Annotated in this window: 2 protein-coding genes; one reads left to right on the forward strand and one right to left on the reverse strand. The window is 73.8% G+C overall.

The genetic code is table 11. The annotated features are described in order from the left end of the window. Positions 1-29 precede the first annotated feature (29 nt). Positions 30-641, reverse strand: coding sequence for a TetR/AcrR family transcriptional regulator (locus EAO70_RS35195; protein ID WP_148006874.1), 612 nt, complete (start codon positions 639-641; stop codon positions 30-32). Positions 642-740: 99 nt separating this feature from the next. Here EAO70_RS35195 and EAO70_RS35200 point away from each other — a divergent pair. Next, positions 741-2,249: APC family permease (locus EAO70_RS35200; protein WP_261993206.1), on the forward strand; the 1,509-nt coding region annotated here is incomplete at its 3' end.

Genomic DNA, 2,249 nt, shown 5'->3' on the forward strand with positions numbered 1-2,249 from the left:
GCGTAGCCGGGCGGCCCCTCCCCGCCCGGCTACGCGCCCTCCGCCAGGCCCCGGATGTGGGCCWGGTAGCCGGCCAGGGCGAGTTCGAAGGCGGTGTCGGTCCGGCCGCCCTCGGGGAAGGCGGCGAGCGCCCGCGCGAGGCGCGGTGTCGCCGTGTCGTCGGCCAGCTCCCACATCGCCTCCGGCGCCGCCATGTCGAGGGCGGAGCCCAGGACCAGGTTCTCCAGGGCGATGATCACCGGCATCACCTCGGGGAGGGCGAAGCCCGCGTCGAGCAGCAGGGCGACCGCCTTCTCGTACTGCTCCAGGACCCGGGGCGCGCGCACCGGCGAGGTGGTGAGCAGCGGGATCGCCTTGGGGTGGGCGGCGAAGGCGGCCCGGTAGGACCGCGCCCAGGCGGCGACGGCCGCGTCCCAGGGCCGTCCGTCGAGCGTGCCGCCGTCGATGGCCTCGCAGACCCGCTCGCGCAGCAGCTCCACGATGCCGTCCCGGCCGTCCACATGGTGGTACACCGAGGCCGTCTGCACGCCGAGCCGGCGGGCGATCTGCGGGACGCTGAAGTCGCCCTGTTCGTCGACGAGTTCGAGTGCGGTGGTGGTGATGCGCACCCGGTCGAGCAGGGGCTTGTGCGGCCGGCCCATGGACGTACTCCAGCTGTTCAGGTCTTCCCGAATCGTCGGGCACGAGGCTACATTGCGCCAACCGAAAGCCTTTAGGTTTACGAGAAGGGCTTCTCCCGCATGTCCTCCCGCCTGCCTTCCAGCACGCCCTCCGGCACGTCCGCCGACAGGTCCTCCCGTACGTCCGCCGGCCCGTCGTCCCGCACCCCCGACGAGCCGGCCGGCCTGCGCCCCGGCACCCTCGGCACCGCCGACATCTCCTTCTTCGTCGTCTCCGCCGCCGCCCCACTCACCGTGATGGCCGGCGTCGCCCCCATCGCCCTCGTCCTCGGCGGCATCGGCGCCCCGGCCGGCTACCTCCTCGCCGGCATCACCCTGGCGATCTTCGCCGTCGGCTTCACCGCCATGAGCCGCCACGTCCGCAGCGGCGGCGCCTTCTACGCGTACATCGCCCAGGGCCTCGGCACCCCCCTCGGCATCGCCGCCGCCCTCGTCGCCATGGTCGGCTACAACGGCATGGAGATCGGCGTCTACGGACTCCTCGGCTCCGCCACCTCCGACACCGCCGGCGCCCTGGGGGGCGCGGACCTCCCCTGGCTCCCCGTAGCCCTCGCCGGCCTGGTGCTCATCTGGTACGGCGGCTACCGCTCGATCGACTTCGGCGCCAGGGTCCTCGGCGTCCTGCTCGTCGCCGAGACCGGCATCCTCGTCCTGCTCGCCGGCGGCGTGCTCCTCAAGGGCGGCGCCGACGGGCTCTCCCTCGCCTCCTTCGCCCCCGGCCACGTCCTCGTCCCCGGCACGGCGGCCGTCCTGGCCTTCGCCTTCTCGGCCTTCACCGGCTTCGAGTCCACCGTGATCTACCGCCGCGAGGCCCGCGACCCGGCCCGCACCATCCCCCGCGCCACCTACATCGCGGTCGGCTTCCTCGGGCTCTTCTACGCCTTCGTCGTCTGGACCGTGATCCAGGCCTTCGGCGACGACCGGGTCGTCGCGGCCGCCGCCGGCGACCCCGGCGGACTCTTCTTCGCCGCCATCACCACCTACGTCGGGCCCTGGGCCGCCGACCTGATGCACGTGTTCATCGTGACCAGCATCATCGCCTCGCTGCTCGCCTTCCACAACGCCATCAACCGCTACGCCCTCGCCCTCGCCGAGGAGGGCGTCCTGCCCGCCGCCCTCGGCCGGATCCACCCCCGGCACCGCTCCCCGTACGTCGCGGGCCTCGCCCAGACCGTGCTCGGCGCGGTCGTCGTCCTCGGCTTCGCGGCCGCCGGCGCCGACCCGTACACCCAGCTGCTGCTCTGGGTGAACACCCCGGGCATGCTCGGTCTGATGGCCCTGATGCTGCTCGCCGCCCTCGCCGTCGTCCGCTACTTCCGGCGCGTCCCGCACCAGGAGGGCGCCCTGCGCACCCTCGTCGCGCCCGGCACCGCGGCCGTCCTCCTCGCCGTGGCGATCTGGCTGGTCGCCTCCAAGGTCGCGCTCTTCACCAACGCCTCCCCGACGGTCAACACCGTCCTGGTCGCCGTCGTCCCCGCCGTCCTCGTCCTCGGCCTGCTCCTCGCCCTCCGGCTCCGCCGCACCCGCCCCGAGGTCTACGCCCGCTTCGCCGCCGAACCGTCGGCCGAG

The organism is Streptomyces sp. adm13(2018) (assembly GCF_008042145.1).
Taxonomy (GTDB): domain Bacteria; phylum Actinomycetota; class Actinomycetes; order Streptomycetales; family Streptomycetaceae; genus Streptomyces.